The sequence below is a fragment of the Thermogutta terrifontis genome, from assembly GCF_002277955.1.
GTDB classification, from domain to species: domain Bacteria; phylum Planctomycetota; class Planctomycetia; order Pirellulales; family Thermoguttaceae; genus Thermogutta; species Thermogutta terrifontis.
On the sequence record NZ_CP018477.1, the window covers coordinates 975206 to 994519 of the forward strand.

19 protein-coding genes, 1 tRNA gene and 1 riboswitch are annotated in these 19314 nt (G+C 58.5%); of the genes, 13 read left to right on the plus strand and 7 right to left on the minus strand.

The window, feature by feature from the left end:
• Positions 1–369: 369 nt before the first annotated feature.
• The 7 genes from THTE_RS18265 (at position 370) to THTE_RS18180 (ending at position 7621) form a co-directional block, all read left to right on the plus strand.
• Complete coding sequence (locus THTE_RS18265; RefSeq protein ID WP_207651772.1) at positions 370–1800, plus strand: hypothetical protein; 1431 nt, start codon at positions 370–372, stop codon at positions 1798–1800.
• A 73-nt stretch (positions 1801–1873) separates the two neighbouring features.
• A complete protein-coding gene (locus tag THTE_RS03540) occupies positions 1874–2431 on the plus strand; it encodes a hypothetical protein (protein ID WP_095414139.1) in 558 nt (185 codons plus the stop codon).
• A gap of 36 nt (positions 2432–2467) precedes the next feature.
• Positions 2468–3862, plus strand: coding sequence for a hypothetical protein (locus THTE_RS18170; protein WP_168175779.1), 1395 nt, complete (start codon positions 2468–2470; stop codon positions 3860–3862).
• A gap of 603 nt (positions 3863–4465) precedes the next feature.
• The gene (locus tag THTE_RS18175; RefSeq protein ID WP_168175780.1) at positions 4466–4774 is read left to right on the plus strand and encodes a hypothetical protein; all 309 of its coding nucleotides are present in this window, start codon (positions 4466–4468) and stop codon (positions 4772–4774) included.
• Between the two features lie 267 nt (positions 4775–5041).
• The gene (locus THTE_RS17850) at positions 5042–5218 is read left to right on the plus strand and encodes a hypothetical protein (protein ID WP_157731680.1); all 177 of its coding nucleotides are present in this window, start codon (positions 5042–5044) and stop codon (positions 5216–5218) included.
• A gap of 547 nt (positions 5219–5765) precedes the next feature.
• Complete coding sequence (locus tag THTE_RS03565; RefSeq protein ID WP_157731682.1) at positions 5766–5999, plus strand: hypothetical protein; 234 nt, start codon at positions 5766–5768, stop codon at positions 5997–5999.
• A 254-nt stretch (positions 6000–6253) separates the two neighbouring features.
• Positions 6254–7621: a sulfotransferase gene (locus THTE_RS18180; protein WP_168175781.1), complete on the plus strand. Its 1368-nt coding sequence runs from the start codon at positions 6254–6256 to the stop codon at positions 7619–7621.
• An 886-nt stretch (positions 7622–8507) separates the two neighbouring features.
• Here the strand turns inward: THTE_RS18180 and THTE_RS17855 are convergent.
• The 3 genes from THTE_RS17855 to THTE_RS03585 are packed head-to-tail and all read right to left on the minus strand — an operon-like array spanning position 8508 to position 9660.
• Complete coding sequence (locus THTE_RS17855) at positions 8508–8702, minus strand: hypothetical protein (protein ID WP_157731684.1); 195 nt, start codon at positions 8700–8702, stop codon at positions 8508–8510.
• Positions 8703–8704: 2 nt separating this feature from the next.
• A complete protein-coding gene (locus tag THTE_RS17860; RefSeq protein WP_157731686.1) occupies positions 8705–9181 on the minus strand; it encodes a transposase in 477 nt (158 codons plus the stop codon).
• 17 nt (positions 9182–9198) lie between these two features.
• Positions 9199–9660, minus strand: coding sequence for a helix-turn-helix domain-containing protein (locus THTE_RS03585; RefSeq protein ID WP_095414145.1), 462 nt, complete (start codon positions 9658–9660; stop codon positions 9199–9201).
• Between the two features lie 494 nt (positions 9661–10154).
• Here THTE_RS03585 and THTE_RS03595 point away from each other — a divergent pair, with 494 nt between their 5' ends.
• From THTE_RS03595 to THTE_RS03605, 3 genes are all read left to right on the plus strand, one after another.
• On the plus strand, positions 10155–10646 hold the full coding sequence (locus THTE_RS03595; protein ID WP_095414147.1) for a hypothetical protein: 492 nt from the start codon (positions 10155–10157) through the stop codon (positions 10644–10646).
• Positions 10643–10840: a hypothetical protein gene (locus tag THTE_RS03600; protein WP_095414148.1), complete on the plus strand. Its 198-nt coding sequence runs from the start codon at positions 10643–10645 to the stop codon at positions 10838–10840. The genes THTE_RS03595 and THTE_RS03600 overlap by 4 nt, the downstream gene beginning before the upstream one ends.
• A 333-nt stretch (positions 10841–11173) precedes the next feature.
• A complete protein-coding gene (locus THTE_RS03605; RefSeq protein ID WP_095414149.1) occupies positions 11174–12409 on the plus strand; it encodes a tyrosine-type recombinase/integrase in 1236 nt (411 codons plus the stop codon).
• Positions 12410–12687: 278 nt separating this feature from the next.
• Here the strand turns inward: THTE_RS03605 and THTE_RS03610 are convergent.
• The 4 genes from THTE_RS03610 to THTE_RS03625 form a co-directional block, all read right to left on the minus strand.
• Positions 12688–12761: transfer RNA gene (locus tag THTE_RS03610), tRNA-Met, on the minus strand.
• 518 nt (positions 12762–13279) lie between these two features.
• Positions 13280–15013, minus strand: coding sequence for a hypothetical protein (locus THTE_RS03615; protein WP_095414150.1), 1734 nt, complete (start codon positions 15011–15013; stop codon positions 13280–13282).
• A gap of 52 nt (positions 15014–15065) precedes the next feature.
• Entirely contained in the window at positions 15066–15452 is a 387-nt protein-coding gene (locus tag THTE_RS03620) for a hypothetical protein (RefSeq protein WP_095414151.1), read from the minus strand.
• Positions 15424–16002, minus strand: a complete 579-nt coding sequence (locus THTE_RS03625) for an RNA polymerase sigma factor (protein ID WP_095414152.1) — start codon at positions 16000–16002, stop codon at positions 15424–15426. The genes THTE_RS03620 and THTE_RS03625 overlap by 29 nt, the downstream gene beginning before the upstream one ends.
• A gap of 168 nt (positions 16003–16170) precedes the next feature.
• A riboswitch (cobalamin riboswitch) is annotated at positions 16171–16414 on the plus strand.
• A 58-nt stretch (positions 16415–16472) separates the two neighbouring features.
• On the opposite strand from THTE_RS03625, the gene THTE_RS03630 reads away from it, so the two are divergent.
• The 3 genes from THTE_RS03630 (at position 16473) to THTE_RS03640 (ending at position 19209) form a co-directional block, all read left to right on the plus strand.
• Positions 16473–17315 (plus strand): DUF1559 domain-containing protein, encoded by an 843-nt coding sequence (locus THTE_RS03630; RefSeq protein ID WP_095414153.1) that lies wholly within the window; start codon positions 16473–16475, stop codon positions 17313–17315.
• A gap of 87 nt (positions 17316–17402) precedes the next feature.
• Complete coding sequence (locus THTE_RS03635) at positions 17403–18266, plus strand: hypothetical protein (RefSeq protein ID WP_207651773.1); 864 nt, start codon at positions 17403–17405, stop codon at positions 18264–18266.
• A gap of 31 nt (positions 18267–18297) precedes the next feature.
• Positions 18298–19209, plus strand: a complete 912-nt coding sequence (locus THTE_RS03640; protein ID WP_095414154.1) for a DUF4465 domain-containing protein — start codon at positions 18298–18300, stop codon at positions 19207–19209.
• Positions 19210–19314: the final 105 nt, after the last annotated feature.

Genomic DNA, 19314 nt, shown 5'->3' on the forward strand with positions numbered 1-19314 from the left:
ACTGCTTTTGCCAGACAAAAGTATGTCGCGGTACAAAAGGATTTTGCCCTTTGTCTACTGGCGAACAGTGCCTTTTCGGCGATGGAAACTCGTTTTTCGCGAAGTAACGTCCGTTGAGTACAAGTACGACGCGGGGGCGATGCGAACGGGTTATTTTTCGGTTGGCGACATCAGCTTCAGCGCAGCGTCAGGCGTGTCTATCGTTACCCACGAGGGTTTGACTATCCACGTTGCAATGGCTCGCCTAGTGGGTCAATTGATACGCACGACAGAGGTTGAGAACTCACACACTCTACAAACGATAGTTCTTCGCCTGTGCAGGCCGCGCGGGCAAGCAGCTAGTTCGTGTTGTAGCTGGGCGAGTAACGGGTGTCTACTGGCGGGAGCTACCAGAACGCCACCTATGACGGCTACACTTATCAGTACCAGTGGACAGAGACTTGGCAGGGCCAGGGGGATGGCACCGTGGCAAGTTCGGCCACCAACCACGTCACCGGCATGGAAAACGGCGCTGCTACCGGCTGGTCGTTCTGGTCTATCACTTGGGGCATCGGCTCAGGGAGCGGTAGCGGCTCGGGTCCCGGCTCCGGGAGCGGCAGTGGCAGTGGTTCCGGAAGTGGTCCCGGCAGCGGCAGCGGTACTTCGTCCAGTACCAGTTGGAGCACAAGTTGGAACCACTCCTATGACCAGACGGTCACGTATCCCGGCTTTTATGAGTATCGCTATTACGGCCAGGACTACGGTGGCTCCGGCGAAGAGGACTATATCGCCTACATGGGCGACGCTTTCTACGATAATCCCGGCTCCGACACCGGCTTCTTCCCGTTTGCGTATAGCGACGAAGAAATCTTGTTTGGTCAGGGGCAAAGTGGCGCTCAGCAAGCGACAAGGGCAGAGGGGGCCGCAGTCGCTCGTAAACTTCTTTTTGCCGAGCTAGGCCATGCAGATAAAAATACCGGCGTTCTGTCGGCAGCATCCAGCACCACCGATGGAATCTCGGGGCAAACCGCACCTCTGCGTGCCGGACGAGCCTTGGCACCCGATTGTCGATTTAGCACACAGGGAACGCACCCGGCTTCCTATGCCACTGGCCGTGTTCGGGAACGAGTGGGACAGTCGGGTCAGGCTCAAGTCACGACAACGCCTGGGGACGAGGAGGAGCCGCCCAGCCTATGGGAAGGATTCAAGTGGTTTGCGAAGAACTTCTGGGGTGGGGCCTGGATATGGAAGGCCATTGGCGGCGCCCCAGGCGTAGCCCGGCAAATTGGCGAGGATTTGGGGAGCCTCTACGGCTCGGCCAAGAGTGCGGAACTCGACCGCCAAATCCTGGAGCGCAGACTGCGGGACCTCAAAAGCCCCGAGGATTACAAGCGGGTCTTCGGCGATCAATGGCGGGAGGCGATGGACCAGACCGCCAGGCTCGCCAGGATTGGAGTCCAGGCAAACGCGGCGATTCTGGGCGGGGCCTTTATTCGGCCAACCCAACCAGTTTACGAGGGCACGGTGGTGCCCCGTTCCTTTGAACTCCACACGAGTGCGGGCAAGGTTTGGGTGCATCCGAAGGCCACAAAGCACCTGGCTGAACGAGCGGCATCCGGGTTGCGAGCAGGCCGCTCACCAGACCTTGTGAACCTCGGCACGCAGATTCAAATGACGAGTCTGGCTGTTGCTGTAGAGAAGGCACTCGCACAAGGCATTCGATACGGAGAGAAGGTCGTTGTGGCGGGGTGGGAATTGGTGTTCGAGGCCCCGCGTCAGGCGGGGCAACTGCCTGTGCTCATCCACGCCCTTCCCAGGTAGAATTGGGCTTCAGAGCGCGAATGACGGTTGTGGCGGTGCAATGCGGCAACGATTCTTCGGAAGGAGGGCGGATATGCTCAGGATCAACGGAGCCTTGTTGGTTGATTATCCATGTGTTGTCGAGGTTGATCCCTATGTTCCCCTGGCATTTGAAGCATATAACGACGTACTCCCAGGGCCGCGGTTGTTTCTCATGGGAGACTCCAGGTCCTTATTGAAAATCAGAGTTGATGCTGACTCTTTTCTGCTCCGAGGGGTCGAGCTTGTGATTTTTGATCGGGTGCTATCACCCGAGGAGGTCGGAGTCGCAACATGGGAGGAGGAACGAGAGGGGCTTCCGTTGGTTGATCCTGCGTCGGTTCCGGGAGAAGTGACCGAGGAGCACGTCGACTTCGGGATCGCGCTGGTGGGCGAGACCCTGGTGATCGATTGGAGCGGTTGCACACGCTTCGACAAATTGATTCGATTCCATACAGTGGGCTTTTACACTGCCAAAGATGAGCTTCGACGAGTGGCGTTCTCCGGGCTGAGTACGTCACAGCAAACCATCTTGGCAGAGCATATTAGCCGGCACATGCCTCAGCACGGGCCTATGCGCCAACACGTGCAACACCGGCCGTTCAAAGGATAGTGAAGCTCCGCCCGGTTCCATAATCCCTGACCGTGTGTGCCTACCGCCAGCGGCGGGAGCTACCAGAACGCCACCTATGACGGCTACACTTATCAGTACCAGTGGACAGAGACTTGGCAGGGCCAGGGGGATGGGACCGTGGCAAGTTCGGCCACCAACCACGTCACCGGCATCGAGAACGGTTCCGAAAGCGGCTGGTCGACACACACCGTGTCGGAGGGCAACGGTTCAAGCTCTGGCAGCGGTTCGGGTTCTGGCTCCGGGAGCGGCAGTGGCAGTGTTTCCGGAAGTGGTCCCGGCAGCGGCAGCGGTACTTCGTCCAGCAGCAGTTGGAGCACAAGCTGGAACCACTCCTATGACGAAACGGTGACGTATCCCGGCTTTTACGACTATCGCTATTACGGCCGGGACTACGGCGGTGGCTCCGGCGAAGAGAACTACATCGCCTATGTGGGCGACGTTTTCTACGACAATCCCGGCTCCGACACCGGCTTCTTCCCGTTTGCGTACAGCGACGAAGAAATCTTGTTTGGTCAGGGGCAAAGTGGCCAGAAAGGGATGCTCCTTGGCGCGGACGCGAACTCGACCGTAGGGGTACAACACTCTCTACCGAACCCCTCGCGCATCTCGGTTGCGAATCCACGGGCTCTTGCCCTCCGCAACTCGGGGCGATTTGCAACCGAGCAGGCTCTTGCCGGAGACCCATCGCCCCGCAGGCTGGGGGCTGACGAGTCAGGGGAAACGGTTGCGACCGCCACAGTTGATGAGGGCGAGGAGGAAGCTAGCGGGTTTTGGCTTTTTGGTGAAGAGTGGGTTTGGCCGTGGACAGAGAATGCGGCGGGGTTCTGGGATAGCCTTGGCGCCTACGGTCGCGCGGCGAGCCGAGCAGCCGCCGGCACGGCATCGGGCGCGATCGCAGGGGCGGGTACAGGGGCGCTGGCGGGTGGGGCCACGGGACTTGTCGTGAGTGGCGGACCCGGGGTAGTACCGGGTGCGGCAGCCGGGGCGGCTGGCGGCGCGATATGGGGCGGTGTGAGCGGGCTGCTGCGTGCCGCCGTGGCCTCTGATGCCAAGGACGCCGCCATAGGGGGAGCCAAGGCTGGGGCCATAGGGGGCGCTTTGGGCGGCGCCGGTCGCGCCTACGGGACCGTGCGCGGCCTAAGATCAGCGGCGGGAGCTGTCAGAGCAACCGCCCACGGCTATCAGCGGCTCTTGGAACGGAGTTGGACGCTTGCCGAATACAACGCCGTAAAGGCAGGAGGCCGTATGCTAACGCAAGCTGACGGGGCTACAGTGTATATTTTGGAGGTTGCGCCCGGTAAGTTCAACGTTCTTATCGAAAACCCGGCTACGGGAAAAGTTATCAGCGCGTTTAAGCACATCAGCAAGAAATCACTAGATGGATTGGCAAGAAACTATGGCTGGCATTAAGGCGAAACAGGAGCACATTGGCTGCATGTGTGCATTTTGCGGTCAGGACATATCTTATATGGGGCCCGACCCCTGCCAATTGGTCTTTGTGACGAGCCTGCTTGGGCCACCTGAATCGGAGATCGAACAGGCGGTTTTCTGTCACCAGTCGTGCTTTGATCGGCTCGTTCATCCGAGCATTTCTCGTATCGCGACCCCCAAACAGTACTTCTGCGCTTTTTGTGGGAGGCCGATCGCCGCCGCGGGGTTTGACCCATGCGGCCTCAAGCTGATAACTAATTGGACCGCGCCCCGCGAAAATCAAAGACACCGGATGTTGTTCTGCCACGCGGAATGCTTTCGCGGCCGTATTCGGCCGGGGATACCACTAGGGTTCACTGCGCTGGAGCAAGGCTTCTCCGACCCCCCAGGGAATCCATCTCAGTAAGCGTGTCCTGGCCGGATTGGCGTTTGCCAAGCAAGGTGACCGATCCCCGTAAAAGTCGGCTGGACGCGAACAGGGCATACCACTCAGGGCGACCCGCTGAGTCCGGCGGGTGGCACGCGCAGACCGCAGCGATCAGCGTGGCGAGTCCGGCATAGTCCCCGCGACGCGTGCGGGCGTTGGGGGCTTCGAGTAAACTGGTTGCATCGGCCGAGGACCTGGCAAACCTCAACAAGATCGGTGACGTGTTCGGCCAAAGCAAGGACGTATTGTGGCAACTCGGCTCCAAGTATGGTTCCGAACGGGCCGCCTACAAGGCCTTGCAGGATGCGGTGGTAAGAGAGTTGAGCCGTCGGGGTATCACCTCAGGCATGTTCAAGGACCTTGAGATTGTGCTGCGCGGTCAGAGAATTCTTGTAAGGGGCTGGATTGACCCTTCGGGAGTAGTTCGAATTGGAACTGCGTTCACTCCGCGTGGCATGCCTTAAGATGCTCTGGATGAATAAGACCATGGGTATTACCGATTTAGAGCGAAGGGTAGTGGAGATGCTCCTCTCGGGCAACCACCCTACTCTGGAAACGCTTCGTGCACAGTTCGCCGTCAGTGAGGTCAGCCAACGCGAGTTCACCGGGGTGGGGTTTTTGCCCATTTCGCGATTCCTCCGGACGCACCCCGGGCTCCAGGAAAAAGGTCGTTCCAACTCGGGGATGTTCACGCGGACATCCCGGGGCTTCGGCTTGGAGCCGATTTCATATTGTTCATTACGGAGGGAGCCATTGATTTCCTTGAGGCGTTTACGCACGGGGACGACCAGTGGCCGGAGACGGTCGATACCTTCCGCTTAACGTACGTGCACGCGGTGGGTGCCGTCGTGCGGGATACGTCGCGTGAGCGCGACTGGGAAGCCCTGTGGGGCGTGCTTGGGCCATAGAGAGAGACGATTCAAGCCTACTATCTCAGTGGGATTGGGGGCCAGCCGAGCTGTAACTTTGAAGCGCCGCGTCGGTTGGAGGTAACGGATCCCTTTGGCAGGTTGGGGATTCTCAACCCGGAGGACCCCATTCGGCTTCCCTATATTCCTTCCCCGGACTGGAGCAGGGGCTTGATTACCCACGAGGCTGGTCAACCGGGCAGTTGGACAGACACCCACGGCTGGAGTAAATTCTTTGGGGCCACGGGGGTCGAATTTGCCGCAGGAGCCTGGGCCGCGAAAGCGGCAAAGGCGAAGCGTTTAACGCAAGCGAAGGAGGCCGCTGTGCGCTTCCTTCGAGAAAATTACCGCATGATTGTGAATGATGCGGGTGACCGTATTTTCTTGTGAGAGGACGGACTACGAAGGCTGCGATTTGACTTGCACAGGCCCTATCCCCATGAAAACCCGCACATTCACGTGGAAGAATGTATCGACGGAGTGTGGCGGGGTATGCGAATTTGGCCAAAAGATGTTCCGCCGAGGTGAAACAATGAGAATGCTAGATATGGCGACCCAGCAGCCATTGCGAAACGTCATAGTGTACCTGACACGCGAAGAAGCTATTCAGGTTCGCTCAGCCCTTGATCAACTGTTGGCGATCACCGATGACGCAGTTGCGGAACACATTCACATAAACGATTCCGAATACAGGCACGAGCTTACGTTGACGATCTACACCAAGGCCAACATTGACAAGTTTGACGCCAGATCGCGTCAGCTACTTCTCGAAGAGTCATGAGGTCGGCAAAATTTCAGCAAACAACGGGGCAAAATCCATGCTGCGTTATTACCACAGCGCAGGATTATGGGAGCGGTACAGCATCTTGCGGCCACATCACTCATGTCAACACAACATGTGGTGGGTGTCTTGTGGCGTCTAGGTAAATCTGCGCTGTAGTATTAGTTGCGGGACTGGCTCCGGAAGTGGGTCAGGCAGCGGCAGCCATTGTGGCTTTTTGAAAACTGCATTTTACTCATAGGGCCAACGCAGTCATGCAGCAAGCGATCGTCTTGGGCATAGGGAGTGGACGGTGCGGGACGTTATCGCTGGCCCAGTTGCTGAGCCGGCAGCCAGGCGTAATGGTTTCACATGAGGACCCGCCGCTCTTGCCCTGGGATCGGCAAGCGGGCGACCGTGTCATTCGAGAGCGGTTTGCCCGCTGGCGCCGCACGCGGCAGGCGACCATCGTGGGCGACGTAGCCTCGTTCTATCTGCCGTACGTGGAAGACGCCATTGCGCTGGAACCGGCGATCCGCGTCGTGTGTCTCAAGCGGCCGCGGGAAGAAGTGGTACGCAGCTTCTGCCAGTGGCTCGATCGGGTGCAGCCGCTGCCCACGAACCACTGGGCCGTGGAGCCAGCCGAGGGGTGGTATCACGATCCGATCTGGACCCGCATCTTTCCGCAGTATAACATCCAGGACCGCAAGGAGGGCATTCGTCGCTACTGGGAGGAGTATTACGCGAAGGTGGACGAACTGGTGCGGCGGTATCCGAAACACATGCGGGTGTTCGACACTGATTGGGCGCTCAACACGGCGGATGGTCTGCGGGAGCTGTTGACGTTTGTGGGCATTCCGCCCGAGCAACAGGTGGTAGCGGCCGGTCTGCGGGTGAACAAGGTGCCAAGTCGGCCCGGGCCGGGAGCGTTTGAACGGGCGTCGTGGGCTGCTTTAGACCCGCGTCGGTGCGTGATTCTGGTGCCCTTTGCCGGGCACATTCTCCCGCACTGCGAGCGCGCCTTGAAGGAGTTGGAGCGCCGGGGGTATGCGGTGTGGCGCGTGGGAGGCTATGCGGCTATCGACCAGGGACGAAACCAGATGGCCACTGACGCCCTGCGGGCCGGTTTCGAGGAGACGATGTGGATCGACGCCGACATTGATTTTCATCCCGATGCCGTGGAGCAATTACGGTCGCACCGGCTGCCGATCGTCTGCGGCATCTATCCGCAGAAGGGCAAGCGGGCGCTGGCCTGCCACATCCTTCCGGGCACGCGTGCGATAGTCTTCGGGGAAGGGGGCGGGCTGGTCGAACTGTTGTATGGGGCGACGGGGTTCATGCTGGTGCACCGACGGGTATACGAGCGGATGCAGCACAGGTTGCGGCTGCCGGTTTGCAACGAGCGATTCGGCTCTCCGATGGTACCTTTTTTCCAGCCGTTGGTCCATCCGTGGGAGGACGGGCACTGGTATCTGGCCGAGGATTATGCGTTTTGTCAGCGGGCGCGGCAATGCGGATTCCGCATCATGGCCGACACTACGGTGCGGCTGTGGCACATTGGCAGCTATGCTTTCGGCTGGGAGGATGCGGGGATGGAACGACCGCGGTTGGCAAGCTTCACGTTGCATTTTCCCGACCAGTAGTAAGGCAATCCGCTGTGAAGTTCCGGATTTGCGGCGAGCTTCGCACAGGGCTCGTGCGATCGTTACGTTCGCGGCAGAAGCAATGCCACAATGGAGAGCCCGTTGGCTACAAAGCCTGACCAGTGAGTCAAACCATGCATTATGAGGGACCTGTTGCAAGACAAAGCGGGAATCAGTTGAGTGAGTGGTTCAATAGGCTCCTCCCCCGCGCTTGGCTGTAGAACTTGCGCAAGCCGCAGGGCGGACTCGCTCACCGCGGTAATCGGAGGAACGTTTTTCGGAGGGACCCGCTTGTCGCGTCCGCTTTTCCCGCCGGGACCTGCTCGTTACGTCCTTTCCGCAAACCTGTGGGATCCATCCCGTTTCATCGAACTTTGGACTACTCACAGCGGCATTGAAACTTTGGTAGAATGACGGACTCGGGTGGGCTAGGGAAGCTAGCACCGAAATCCCGACGCCACACGAGTCGCGCGCCCGTTTTTTGCGTTGTGGTGCCCTTTCACGTGGGGAGTGGCACACGTGGCTAATCAATCATCTTGGCTCTCTCTGGCGGAAGATTCGAATAAATTAGGACCACCGCCAGAGCTGACAGTGACCATCACGCGCTTACAGTGACAATCCGTCACACTGAGGATGCTCTGAGCGTTGCTCATCATGAACGATTCGCAACGTTCCTCATGGATCTACCAGAACACCTCTTCGGTCTTGATCATCAAGAAGATATGCCCGCCGGCGTTCTAGTGACCGCCACGTTGGTGGAGGATTTTGAAATCCTAGCAAAGCTTGCTGGTGGCTTGGTTAAAGAGCACGCGGAGGGCACAGACACAACACTACCTAACTATGAGGCTTGGTTGGCCACGCTTGTACGGGCGGCACTACTATCCCATCACTTCTTAATTTGCAGGTAGAGATACTCCAGTTTGATGCGGGCGTCCGCGGTGGTAAATTGCCAGGCAATCCCGGTCTGGCTGGCGTTCCGCCGACTGGCCCAGGCAATGCAGCGAGCTTGCACGGCCTCCTGTGAATCGGCTGGCTCGGCAAACGCCTGGCGGGTAAGAACGCTCAGTTCCACTTCCGCCATGTTCACCAGCTCCCATGTTTCGGCGTGTGAACGATTTCCAGCTTCTCCGCCAGCCGCGCCGCTTCCTGAGGGTCAAATGCTTCGTACAACGAACCGATGTCGTGCGTGTTCAAGTTGTCGCGCACCAGGGTGATTCGCTCCACATCGGCATAACGCGGATCATCGACCAGGGCCCGAACCTGATGGGCCCAGTCGATAGCTGTCTTCTGCACACTGACACGGACATCACGCCAGCAGCCCAGCGGTTCGACAAACATCCACACCGTGCACGTCCCTCGACGCACATACTCGTAGTCGATCCGCTTGGCACGGCCACGGCTCATGGGTACCGGCTGCCGTGACCAACTGACCAACTGCACCGCCTGCTCGTCCATGCACACCACCGGCCGACGCGGATCGTAGGGGCGGCAATAAACCTGCAACACCCGCTCCATCCGCGCCACAAACTGCCCGTTCTGCTGTGGCGGAATGCACCACATCTTCTTCTGCCACGGCTTCAGTTCGTTTTTTTTAGCGTCCGCCGCACCGTTTCGTAGCTGATCGAGTCCACCACTTCCAGTTCCACCAGACGGGCTGCCAGCAGCCGCAACGTCCAGCGGGAATGGCCCTCCGGCGGTGCCGAACAAGCCAGTTGCACCAGCTTCGCTTCACCCTCTCCGTCGAGCTTCCGCGGAGTCGGTGGCCGGGACCGTTCCTTCCGCTGAAGCACCGATAGCGGTCCTTCCAGCACGGCCTGCTTCCGCCAGTTCTGGATCGAGCGCTCCGTCGCCTCCACAGCCGCCGCCACCCGATGGTCCGGCCATCCCGGCCCGTGCTCGCCCTGGTCGCATTTCAGCAGCGCCCTGGCCCGCTGGACCTTCCAGGCGGCGATCGACTGGCGGCCTCGAGTTCCCTTGGCAATCCCTTCCAGTTCGGCACGTTCTTCCCCAGTGAGTTTCAACACATACTTGTGAGCCATTTCCTCCTCCCTGAGCTGATCCTCCCACCCAACTGCCAATCAAACCACCACACGCCCCCTTTATACACGAAAACCAAGCGGTGATGGGATACTATGGCGATTCCGTGGAAAGCGAGTGGAAGCTGAAGAGGCACTCAATGATCTGGTCAAAGCCGGCCTAGGACACTGGGAAGAGTTACCCGCTGACAAAAGGGGGGTAGGCCAAAAACCATATTTCGACTCCACCGACACACCGACACACCGACAAAACTTCACAAAAGCCGTGTTTCAGAGGGTTTTGTCGGTGTCGGTATCGTCAGTGCGCCGAAAAACGGGATTGATCACCAGGACACCCCAAACCCCACACCCCCCGAAAGTGGCGGGACGGATTCCGGCCAACCTGGACAACCCCAACGTTCCGAAGTGGACCTTGACGAACTGAACTGACGGCTGGCGGAGGCCGCGGAACATGACGCCGATGCTTGGTTGGATTTCTCATGAACCGGAGGGCGGCAATGGACTTACGGCACACCCACACCTTGGACACTGGCACTGACCCCGAAACCAGGCCGGAAAGCGCCACGTACTTCCTTCACTGGCTCAATCGCCCTGGTGTCAAGGTGGTATGGGAAAACGGCAAACTTCGGCTTGGCGTGAAGCCCGGGGCGTTGACGGCTGACGAAGTGGCGGTGTTGCTTCAACACAAAGAGGAAGTGGGTGGCTGGCTGTTACTCCACACACTTTGGGAGGCGGGGTATTCCCTCCGGTTGCAACCGAGCGAATATGGCCCGGGGTATGTCCTGATGCCCACGGGAAAGCCGGCGCGGCCCGTGGGTGATTTTCCAGCCCTCTTCGAGCTGTACGACAATTTCCATGACTCGGCGGTGGCCCTGCTACTGGATGCATGCCGGTTGCTCAAGATTGATCCCGTGGACTGGCCCAAGACCGCGGAGCGGTGGGTGAGGGAAGCGGTTCGATACGCTCGTGACGGAGAGCTAACGCCATGAGAATATCCTCACAGAAAGACACTTCCCCGCTCACGTTCAAAGACTTCCAGGAAGCGGTGAGCTGGATACTCCGGGAGGGCTTTCGGCTTCGGCTTCGCTCGGATGGCGTGGTGGAAGTGTGCCATTCACTCCCGGGGGAAGGCCGGTCACCCAAGACATTCTGGACGCCCTTGTACCCTTCTACCGGGAGCTGAAGCGCCGGCTGAAAAAGCCCTGTGGTTGGCCCCGTAACGTGGAGCTGCCCAAGTGGTGGTCAGACATAGCCCTCGGCTTCACGATCACGCGGGCAAGGGCGTCGGAGTGCCCGGAATGCGGGTTTCCCGTGGTCATCCTGGTGGACTTGGACCTTTGGAATGAGTGGCGGTGCCCGCAATGTGGGGTGATTGCTGAACCTTGCTTGCCTAACGTCAAAACGGTATCATGACGCCACAACACGGGCGGGATAGGGGACGCCCGACAAGCCGAACCCCCCGGCTTCCCGCCCGCATCTTTTTCTGGGGGTTAGCTTTATCACGGGGGAGTGTGATATGGCCTACATCTTCAAGAAGGTAATTACCCGGTGGCTATACCAGGGGGAGCGGGTGACGGCGGCCAAGGCCAAGCGACTCATCAAGCAAGGAAAGCCCGTTGAAAAGGTCCAAGAGCAATCCCGCAAGTGGTACATCCGGCTTCGACTCCCCAACGGCCAAGTGAAGGAATACCCCGGCTACACGGACAAGAAGGCCACACTGGCCTATGCCGCGGAGCTGGAGCGGGACGCGGAGCGGCTGGCTGCCGGGGTGATTCGCCCCACGGATAGGTTTCTTCGTGAACCGGTGGAAAACCACCTGGCCGACTTCCAGCGTGACTTGCAGGCCCGGGGTAGAACCCCCAAGCATATCACGCTCACGCTCTCCCGCATCCGCAAGGTGTTTTCGGTGGCTAACGTCGAAACTCTCGGCGATATTCGCCCGCAAGCCATCCGGGACGCGATTCTTTCCCTGGACGTGAGCACCGAAACCCGCAACCATCATCTTGTTGCATGCAAGGCGTTGTCCCGGTGGTTATGGAAACACGGCAAGCTGCCCGATGATCCACTGGCTGGACTCTCCCGCTGGAACGCTGAAGTGGATAGGCGGGTGAAACGAAGAGCACTGACCGCTGATGAATTGCGACGGCTGATCGAAGCGACAGAACGAAGCCCACGTGTTTTCCGAGGTCTAACGGGGCGGGATAGGGCGGCCCTCTATCTGTTGGCCAGTTACTCTGGCTTTCGGGCGTCGGAGTTAGCCAGTTTGACGCGGGGGGCGTTAGCCCTGGATAGCAATCCGCCGACAGTTACCGTGGAAGCGGCTTACGCCAAGAACAAGCGACAGGATACCATCCCGCTTCCCGCTGACGTTGCGGGGTATCTTCGCCACTGGCTGAGCGCTCGGCCAACGATTCCTGCCCCGGCTACCAAGCTTTGGCCGGGAACGTGGAATGAGCGGGCAGCCAAGATGATTGCCCTGGACTTAGAGGAAGCGGGAATCCCCGTAGAAACCGAAAGCGGACGGCTGGACTTCCATTCGCTTCGTGGAACCTACGCCACACTGTTGGCCCGGGTGGGCGTCAATCTTCAAACAGCCCAAGCCCTCATGCGACACAGTGACCCGAAGTTGACGGCCAGAACCTACACCAAGTTGGGCATCACTGACCTTGGGGAAACGGTGCGCCGGCTGGATGTAGCCCTACCCGCCCGGAGCGGTGATGACCAGGCGAACATCACCCACCAAGAGGGATGACGTTGCTTTTCTGACCCCCACCCCGTGACCCCGTTACGTAGGGGCTGGTGATACTCCGCCGTGGTCATGACCAAAAGGACACTGTACGCTTGAGCAGTGTACAAAGGGGTAGTTCTGGTTGCACTTATGGTTGCACTTCTTGGGTACTCTACGTGGTTTTTTCTGTCTCTAACTGACATGTACGTTTTTTCTGCCGAAACATTGTGGCGCAATCAAAAACCCCGTGAAATCCATCACTTACGCGGGAAATCACGGGGTTTTTTGGCTTACTGTGTCAGTGCCGGCGCAGGGACTCGAACCCCGGACACGCGGATTATGATTCCGCTGCTCTAACCAACTGAGCTACGCCGGCTTATTGTGGCGGCTGCCGCATCCTTTATCTGAAAAATAGCGTCTCCCCCTACCACAGGCAAGGGGGCCGAGACTTGACTCATCCCCACGTTCTTTCTATTGGAGACGCGGATTTCCAAATGGGTTCGGGTGGGAGCGAGATCCAACCCGGAAAGACATGCTCGTCACGTCCGCTTTTCCACATAACGGATCGTCTATCGGCCCTCACTGCGCACGCCAGGCGTGCCCCTCCACATCGCGTTTTTTCTTAGACGGGCACGACAAGGATTCACCGGTAGGGACGATTCATGAATCGCCCCTACCGTCTGATGGCCAACTGTGCCGAGTCGTCAAAGCCCAGTCGGCAAGATGGGTGGTGCGCACGATGGAATGTGGATCTGATAAGCACGTTCCTCTGCGCTGAATCTTACTTTCCGTAAGCCCTTGCCAAGGTCCGCGCTTTTTTCCCGTCACAGGAAACAAAGGTGGATATGAGTCGGACGCGAGGGGGATAGCTCTCTCGCGGGTGGGGTTCCCCGCTCATTCGGAGGTCTCCGCTCGATTTCTCGCGGGGGCCCAACGAACAACAAATCGCACGTCTCCTTCAAACACGCCTTTGGTAGCATCGAACTTCAGCGGGCGTCCGCCGTCATCCTTAACATCGGGTCCAAGGCTGTAAAGGATAAGCTCATCCTTACTAGCCAATCGGGCTCGCAGGGGATGCCCATCCGCAGGATCCATCGGCACGAATGGCAGTTCATCCGGTACAAGTTCGTCCAATGTTTTTGGAAGTCGGTTGTGACGGAGGGCGTAACGATAGACGGCCAGCCCGGCCTCCGCCACATGCCGACGCGCTTCGGCCCTTGCAAGCGCGAGGTAGACACCGCGGTAGGAGGGCCAAGTGGCGCTGGTCAGGGGGGCTCTCCATCGGGCATTCTCAACCTTCTGGTCCAAAGATGCCACCGATTCCAGTCTTTGAGTCAGGGGGAAAAGCTGCAGGCTCGCGAAGGATTCAACGTGGCTCATGAGTTCTCGGAACAGTGTCAAATCATCCACAAGCCATGGAGAGCTAAAGGTTGAAAATTGACTCACCAGCGGCGGTTCGCCTCCCCGGCTCAGTGCGACCACCGTCGTTATCGGTAACTCGCCGGTGGCAACAGAGCAAAATGTTAAAAGACCCGTGGCTTCCTCCATTCGAACGGAACGGCTGAATACTTCCTGCAGGGAAGAGGTCCATTCGAGCCGGATCCGGGCCAGCATTTCCTGGCTGAGTTCCGCATGCATCAGGAGATTTTCGAGCTCTCTTACGGCTGAAGCCTCGAGGCTTATCGAGACCAGCATGCCGACAAGAAAAGGTTCCTTGGAATGGCGGGCGAGACCAAAAAGGGCGTTGATGTCGTCAATGGCTTGGGAAAAATGACCATGCGCCAGAGAATACCGGGCATCCAGGGCGAGGAGCCGACCCGCTGTGCGGAAGTCGGATAGTTGGGGCAGGAGCATGTTGAAGCTGGGGCGAAAATAATCCCGTTCAAAATGACACGCGGGCAGGGCTGCAGCCCGACGGAGCAGGGCCAGCTCGCCTGCTCGCTGACGGAGGAATTCCCCCAGCTCAGGGTTCCCGAAATCAAAAGCCTCGTGTTCGAAATTCTGGGAATCGGCTTGCGAGGTCGTCCCGTCTTCCATCTCCCGGGTTAAGGCCTCGCTGGCTTGCACGTACACTTCGGGCCAGTGCTTTTGGGTCACGTGCCAGTGGGAAAAGAGGAGATCATAGAGCATGGCGGCGTTTTCGCTTTCTGGCGGACGTTCAGGAGCCACCGAGGCTGCCAGCGTATAGGCTTCCACCCGTACCGCTGCCATGGTTTGGCGTACCGTCAAATCAATCATTATGAGCGTTAATAGCTCGAGCATGATCGCGGCGAGGAAAAGGGCGGTCAATCCCATCCGGGACCACGCTGCCGCCCGTGGCAAGAGCGTTTTGTCAGCCCTGTCGCGTTGCCAACCTTTGAGTAACAACAGCACTCCCAGGACGTAGGGGGCGATAATAGGAATGGCTAGCGCGAGCAATCGCAGAGGACTTTTGCCGACCCAGCTTCCAAACAGGGTGAACGAAAGCGAAAGGATCCACGCCGTCAGGGCCACGCCGATCCCAGCGATGATGATGAGAACTCCTCCTCGCACCAGCCGTGATGCGGAACTACTTAGCGCTACGAGGATAGCGACCAGGAGCAGGGAAACCACTAGACTTTCAAGAGCAATAAGAATCAGGTACGCCATAGCAAAGCTCCCAGCGAACCGCCGCCAAGTGCGGCGCCCTTGTGACTGTCCCCTAATACGGGTACGAAGGTCTCACAAACTCCTCATCCCGCACTGTGTCCGTGAACAGAGCGTCCATGCGTCCATTGGCCTGCAGGAACCGAAGTTGTTGTTGCCAGATTTGCATTTCGACTAAATCGCGGGGAGCGGGTGCTGGAACCAGCACCTTCAATCTCATGCCCTGGGTCCATGTGAGAAGGAGGCATGCCAGGAACATGCAGGCTGCAGCAATGCTCATCCAAAACATTTGACCACGCCGTTTTTCCTTCTCAAGGTATTCCCTGGCCTGCGTCAGGATCCTCTCGCGAAGCTCCCCACGGGGAGAGATGCGAGGCAGGATTGCGAGCATGTGCTCGATGGAACTCACATCTTCAGCTCTCAGATTGTCCGGCGAGGCCATGGTTACGCTCTTCTCCCTGAGAACACAGGTATTGACGAAGTTTTTGCAGAGCGTAGCGATAGCGACTGGCTGCCGTATTCGGGCTGATTCCCAGTACCGTCGCGATTTCGGCAAACGTCAGTTCGCCATCGATTTTCAGCAGAACGACCTCTTGCTGTTCCGATGGCAGGCGATGGATCGCCTGAAGCACCGTTTCCGACCAGATCGTTTCCCCGTGTTGCCCTTCCGGCGTGCAAGTCGCCGAGTTGTGGAAGCGATCACATTCCGCTTGTTGATCGCGGTGTCGAACGGCCTGGAGTCTTGCCACCGCCCTCCGTAGGCAACAAAACAGGTAGGCGGAGAGATCTTCCACCGTGCCCAGGCGATAACGCACCTTCAAAACCCCCAGAAAGACCTCCTGCACGGCGTCCTCGGCCAGGGCATGTTCCCCGAGCATCCTGAACGCTACGCGGTACAAACGCCCCGCAAAGCGATCGTACAACTCGGCCAGGGCTGTCGGATCGCCGTCGCGGAATCTTTCGAGGAGGTTGGCATACTCATCATGGGGCATCACGCCTCGTCGTCCTTATGGCTCCCTGATAGTAAGAGAAGTTTCAAACCCGGATTTGTCTAACCGATTTGTTAGAAAAGGGCAACTGTTCCGAAATCCACTCCATTTCCAGTTTTATTAACGCGGGGCCAGTTCTGCCTGTTGACACGACCGTGTCGCCTTGCTAGCATGATGGCGTTGGGCGTTGGTGTCCGGCCGGACGGCTTGTCTGGTCGGGTAACAGGGAATCCGGTGCAAATCCGGAACGGTCCCCGCCGCTGTGACCGGACGTTACCAGACCCGCCCAGTCTCCTTGGCCATTGTCGCGGCCTAAAGCCCTTGGCGGTCTTGATCGCCGAGGGCGATTGCGACGAGAAGGCCGGGTTGGGTCGAGTCCGGAAGTCAGAAGACCTACCAACGCAGGACTGTCGGTCCTCTGCGTGGGACGGAGGCCGCAGATAGCACGGCTTTTTCAGGGGTGTGCCTTATTCATGGAATATTGCACGATTCCGCAGCACGGCGCTTCCGGTGCGCGCCGGGCCGCCTTCACCCTGGTGGAATTGTTGGTTGTTATCGCCATTGTGGGGCTGCTGGTGGGGCTCCTTTTGCCGGCTGTGCAGGCAGCTCGCGAGGCCGCACGCCGCGCCTCCTGCACCAACAATCTCCGCCAAATGGGGCTGGGCCTGCACAATTACCATCAGGCGATGGGCTGCTTCCCGCCTGGAGGCATAGAACATCGCGCGATGATCAATCCCAAAACCGGCAGACCCTACGGTCCTGCCGGACGGCAGCTTGCATGGTCTGTTTTTCTCCTTCCGTATGTGGAGCAGAAACCTCTCTATGATCGCATCGACACGGGTAAACCGTTCGATGCACCGGAGAATGCCGAAGCGGCTGCCACTATCTTGCCGCTTTATATCTGCCCCAGCGCGACCAACCAGCGTGAATTGCGACAGGGACGTGGTCCATGCGATTACGGGGGTATCTACGGGGAACGCATCACCAGCCCCAACAATCCGCCCAAGGGGATGATGCTCTATGACTGCGCACTGACGGTGGCCGACTGCACGGACGGGACATCCTGCACGCTGATCATTTCGGAGGACTCGGGATTCCGCGACGGTCAGTGGATCAACGGTCTGAACGTGTTTGATCAGGCTTTCGCCATCAACAAAGCCCCGGCTTTCGAGAACGACATCCGGAGCAAACACCCGGGCGGTGCGAACGCACTTTTTACGGACGGATCGGTGCACTTTCTTAAGGAAACGATGGATCTGAAAGTCCTGGCGGCCCTTTGCACCCGCGCGGGTGGAGAGGTTGTCGGTGAATGGTGATCGGATATCGCGCTGGCGGTCAGCGCGGCGCTCGGAGGGGTTGGTGTGAGTTCCGAGGGGAAAAGACTTAACAGAAAGGAGCCATTGATGCGCAGACGTGTAAGCCTTTTCCTCCTGACCCCCGTCGTGCTGATGGCAGTTAAAGCAAAAGTTGATGCCGGCCCGTATGATCCCGCTGCGGGTCAACCGGGTTCCCTGGCGGTTCATATGTCCGATCCCGCATTTGTAGGATGGGCAAGCGGCTGGCGGGATTATCAGCCGGGAGCGAATGTTTCCATCACCTGGCAAACCCCAAACAAGGCCCTGGGACCGGCGGTGGGTAATTCGTTCGATGTTGTCAGTCTGGGAGAAGGGGGAAGCATCGTCCTGACATTCGATCGGCCAATTTTCGACGGACCCGGTTGGGACTTCGCCGTGTTTGAAAACAGCTTTAGCGATACCTTTCTGGAACTTGCGTACGTGGAAGTTTCCAGTGATGGAGTCAATTACTTCCGGTTTCCCAACGATTCCCTCACACCCGGCCCTGTGGGGCCATATGGCGCCGTGGACCCGACAAATATCACCGGTTTGGCTGGTAAATACCGGCAGGGTTGGGGAACCCCGTTCGACCTAGCCGTTTTGGTCGGAATATCGCCCCTATTAGATTTCAGCAACATTCAATTTGTTCGCATTTTGGACATCATTGGAGACGGGACCTATCGGGACACGTCGGGAGACCCGATTTACGACCCTTACCCGACCACGGGTTCCGCAGGATTTGACCTCGACGCCGTGGGAGTTCGGTATTTTGCTCCGGAAGCGCACATTGTTCCCGAGCCATCCGCGCTCGCCATCCTGTTAACGGCAATCCCGTTTATAGGAGTCAAGCTTGGCCGAAAATTTTGGAATGCAAAATCGGCCGGTGTGATTCAGAGGACTGAATCAGTTGGTGACCAGGTTACTCTTTCCTAAGTCGTCACATTTCTGCTGAGGAGGTGCATCCATGAGAAGCAAGCTGCGAAACGCTGTGTGGAAAACGACGCTCGCTGCGGTGGGCGTTTTGATCTGTCTCCCGGTACGGGCGGGGGTGGTTGATTTTGAGGACGTGGGGGCCACGCTGCCACCCAATTCCTACTGGAACGGTTCGCCGAATGACGGCCATAACACGTTCACTTCCAACGGGTTTGTGTTCCACAACAATTACACCCAGGCCTGGGATGTATGGGATGGATTTGCTTACTCGAATAAAACGGATACGACCACGCCCGGCTACACCAATCAGTATTCCGCGATTACCGGAAGCGGTGCCAGCGGTTCGCCCACGTATGGAGTCTCATTCGTCAATCTGTGGGGGGATCTCCCGAAGATCGACGTGCCCGCGGGGGTCGCTCTCCAATCGATGCAGGTGACGAATACGACCTACGCCTATCTCTCCATGCGCGATGGGGATGCTTTCGCCAAGAAGTTTGGCGGTTCATCGGGAAATGATCCCGACTGGTTTAAACTCATTATTTACGGGAAAGACCTGGCCAATCAGTTGCTGGGCACCGTGGAGTTCTATCTGGCTGATTTCCGCTTTGCGGACAACACGCTTGATTACATTGTTAACTGGTGGGCCACGGTGGATCTCACTCCGATCAGTTCCGCGCGGATTCTCGAATTTTCGCTGCATTCTTCTGACGTGGGACCGTGGGGCATGAACACTCCGGCCTATTTCGCGCTGGACAATATCGTTTTCCAAACGCTCGGCGGCGGGGCGGAAGTCGTCCCGGAACCGGCGAGCCTCGCCCTTCTGGCCAGCGGACTCGCCGCGGCAGGGGCTGGCGCATGGCTGCGGCGCCGCAGACGTGCTGGGACGGAGCATCATGCCGGCACCCGAAAACCAGCCATGGGAATCGCTGAAACAGCCGTGTGAAACTCGGCGATGACTTGATGTTCAGCCCGTGGACCGGGAAGCAAGGCACAAGCCCCGACTCCGCGGCACCATGGAAAAACCCCTCCGAGGACGTCGTCTCATCAC